Genomic DNA, 3,121 nt, shown 5'->3' with positions numbered 1-3,121 from the left:
TGGTGGGGTGATTCGCGCGCTGGCAACGCGGTTGCGGCAGAGTGGGAGCAGTGACGAGTTCCCCGACTTCGGCTTCTGCGACTGCATCCGCCGCGAGCCGGGCGGTGCCGGCGCTCGCTACAGGCGCTGCGCACGTCTCCTGGGGTCCGGTGCTTGGTGTCGAGGCTCTGGTGTGCTTCGAGCCCGGCATGGAGGAGATCGATCGTCGTGAGCGGGTAGGTCTCGGGGCCGCCACGGATATCGACGTCCTCGATCTGCTCCTCGGCCTCCCCCTGGGCGTCCCTGTGGTCACTGGCGGATCGGAGATAGAGGTGCTCGTACCGCCGGAGCCGCACCGGTCCGGCCGGCTGGCCGCCCGGACCTGGTGGTTCACCGAGGAGGTGCACCGGACGTACCTGGCGGGTGGGGATATGGGGCTGCGGCCGGTAGCGGCGCTGGCGAGTGGGCGACCGGTAGGTCCACCCATCTCTTCGCGTCCTTCGGTGGCTTGAAGGCCCCGGCCTGTCGAATCCGGATGTTCTCCGTCTCGTGGGCGTTTACGGCATCCATGCAAAGGCGGCGCCACCAGGCCTGCCGGTTGCCCAGATCGAGCCGGCTGAACAGGGCGAGCCGGCTGAACAGGGCGCCCAGCAGCTCGTTCCACACCGCGGCGTTGTGGGCGTCCGCTGATCGCCGAGTGGGACCTCGACGCCGACGGGCCGGCCCTGTTCGTCGTGGCGCTGCGCACGATGGCGATGAAGGTGGATACCCTCGCCGGGCGTCCCTGGCAGGGCACGCGCCCGACCAGCGGTCCGGGTGTCCCAGCCACCGAAGCTGCCATGCAGCTCAACGCGCTGGGCCTGACGGTGGATCAGCGGACGGTTCTGATCGCCGCCTCGGTGGAGAACTTCTGCCCGCGACACTGTGACGCACTCGGCGCGTTGTAGGTCAGGCTGTTCGGTTGACGGCCGAGGCAGGGCCCGGGGACAGCCGGTGGGATACCCCCGGGCTGAGGTCACACCGTCGCGGGATCGTCCGGTGCGGGCGCCTTCTCTGCCGCCGCCTGACCGACCTTCACGCGGTTATGGTGCGCGGAGTGCGGTGATCGACTCGACGAGTCCGTTGTGTTCGAGCTGCCGCAGGATGTCATCGACGGACTCCGGCGGGTCCGTTCGAGAGTCAGCGATCTGTCGGATGGCTGCGGCAACCTGCTGCACTCGGATGCCGACCTGGTCCAAGACGAACGCATCGGGTGACTTGGCTTCGACGCCCCATAGTTCCAGGCTGGCGGCAGGAAAGTCCTTCAGGTTCCGAGTGACGATGACCTGCGCACCGGCCTTGATCGCAGCGGCCAGCACATGCCGATCTTTGAGGTCGGGGAGTTTGAGACCCTCGATCAGCGGCTCGTAGTCAGACACCAAGACGTCTCTGATGGCCCCGTTCATGAGGCTGCGGAGGCGCTCGAGCTTCTCGGACGGAATGTCTGGCCGGGTTCCGGTCGATCGCGGTGATCGTCTCATCGAGGATCTCATTGGTCCACTTCGCCTGGACCAGACCTGACTGTGCGATCCGGATCAACAGGTCGCGCAAGGTGTTCGGGTAGAGCACGTTGGCGTCGTAGACCACCGTGAAGGCCATGGGTCAGTACAGCCCCAGTTCCTGAGTCAGCTCGGTCAGATCATCGGCCGCGCGCCGCCGCTCCAGATCGTCGCGGCTTGTGTACTCATGAAGGTCACGGAACTTGATCCGCCGGTGGGTGCCGACTCGATGGTAGGGGATCTTGATGGTAGGGGATCTTGTCGGACTCGAGCAGCTTGATCAGGTAAGGTCGCGACACGTTCAGGAAGTCGGCTGCCTGCTGGGTGGTCAACTCGGCAGAGTCGGGCATGACGTTGACGCCCTCCCCCTGCGCCAGAAGCAAAAGGATCTTGGCGAGCAGGACGGTGGCCTCCCGCGGGACAACCAGGGCGTCAACACCGGCCAGCTCGCCCTGAATTGTGTCCTGATCGACGCCAGGGTGCGTCGTGAGGTACTCGCCGATGCGGCGCGCTGCCCGCCGGGCAAGCTCCGCACCTGGGTCCCGCCTGGCGGCGTTGTCAACCGAGCCGGGCATCTCCGCCACCTCCATCGACATTCGCAGCCCCGTCCGCTAGTGCTCAGGGCTCCAACCGCATCATCCGCAGCAGACGCAATATTCGTAAGCGCTGTGGGTGAGTCGTCATCCGGCCGTGGCTACGGCCTGCGTAGCGAGCGCCAGAGCGTGCTGTCGTCGCCTCCACCATCGCGGCCGCCGTCGCTCCTCCGGCCTGGCGGCCGACCCGCGACGTGCCAGCCCAGACAGCATCCATCCCGCCGTGTGGCTCGAACCGGGCCAGGTCACGGAGCGTCACGCCGACGAGGGAACGCCCGGTGCCCGGGCGCGCCGGACCGCCCAGCCTTCGATCAGGCAGGACAGGATCGGTCCCGATCTCTCCCGAGGCCGCTCCTGCCTACCCCGCCCTGTGTACGCCGTTCTGGGCCGGCACCGGGCTGAACCTCCACATCACCGCCCCGCCCGTTCACCGCCCCCGCCACGAGCGCCACCGACGCCGCGACGGCAACGCTTCGGCGACCGCCCCGGGCGGTAGACGCAGGTCGTACCCCGCGTACTGCTCATCTCCGGGATACAAGATCGTCGGAATGAAGCAGGCAACGAACTCGTCGGTCGCCTCTGCTGTGTACACCCGGATCCCGAGATCACCGAGCCGTCGCGGAATCACCTCACCCGGCTCGCGCGCCACGCCGTACCGCCGCACCCGCAGGCCCGGCGCATCCTCGCCGCGTGCGGCCCGGCCCTCGACCGAGGACTGCGCCCGTCCCGCGCCGTTGACCTGGGCTGGCACACCTTCCTGCTGTTCACTAAGGACTATGCGCTGTTCTGCCGGCGCGTTGCCGGAACGTTCATCCACCACGTCCCTGACGACAGGCTCGTCAGCCCCGACCGCCAGGATGTTCGTCAAAGGCGTCCATGGTGAAGGGGTGCGCAGGAAGCGTCTGCGCGCCGAGTACACGAACGGACTGCTCGCCCCGGGAATCGTCCCGACACCACGGATCGTCGTCGACGCCGACGGCTGGCTGTTCGTCGGATTCGACCACGCGGCCG

Annotated in this window: 6 protein-coding genes; 2 read left to right on the top strand and 4 right to left on the bottom strand. The window is 67.7% G+C overall.

Annotation, left to right across the window (positions count from 1 at the left end; genetic code table 11):
* Window positions 1-104 precede the first annotated feature (104 nt).
* Window positions 105-491 (top strand): hypothetical protein, encoded by a 387-nt coding sequence (locus G6R25_RS22895; RefSeq protein WP_163554526.1) that lies wholly within the window; start codon window positions 105-107, stop codon window positions 489-491.
* 243 nt (window positions 492-734) lie between these two features.
* Window positions 735-926, top strand: coding sequence for a hypothetical protein (locus tag G6R25_RS22890; protein WP_163554525.1), 192 nt, complete (start codon window positions 735-737; stop codon window positions 924-926).
* A gap of 135 nt (window positions 927-1,061) precedes the next feature.
* Here G6R25_RS22890 and G6R25_RS22885 read toward each other — a convergent pair whose 3' ends face one another.
* The 4 genes from G6R25_RS22885 to G6R25_RS22875 form a co-directional block, all read right to left on the bottom strand.
* On the bottom strand, window positions 1,062-1,397 hold the full coding sequence (locus G6R25_RS22885; RefSeq protein WP_235826501.1) for a VapC50 family PIN domain-containing toxin: 336 nt from the start codon (window positions 1,395-1,397) through the stop codon (window positions 1,062-1,064).
* Window positions 1,390-1,617 (bottom strand): hypothetical protein, encoded by a 228-nt coding sequence (locus G6R25_RS25625; RefSeq protein ID WP_205447385.1) that lies wholly within the window; start codon window positions 1,615-1,617, stop codon window positions 1,390-1,392. The genes G6R25_RS22885 and G6R25_RS25625 overlap by 8 nt, the downstream gene beginning before the upstream one ends.
* 94 nt (window positions 1,618-1,711) lie before the next feature.
* Window positions 1,712-2,092, bottom strand: coding sequence for a MerR family transcriptional regulator (locus G6R25_RS22880; RefSeq protein WP_205447382.1), 381 nt, complete (start codon window positions 2,090-2,092; stop codon window positions 1,712-1,714).
* A gap of 445 nt (window positions 2,093-2,537) precedes the next feature.
* Window positions 2,538-2,927, bottom strand: coding sequence for a hypothetical protein (locus G6R25_RS22875; protein WP_205447379.1), 390 nt, complete (start codon window positions 2,925-2,927; stop codon window positions 2,538-2,540).
* Window positions 2,928-3,121 lie beyond the last annotated feature (194 nt).

This window comes from Candidatus Frankia alpina (genome assembly GCF_902806485.1).
Taxonomy (GTDB): domain Bacteria; phylum Actinomycetota; class Actinomycetes; order Frankiales; family Frankiaceae; genus Frankia; species Frankia alpina.
This window is presented reverse-complemented; position numbering and strand designations above follow the sequence as displayed.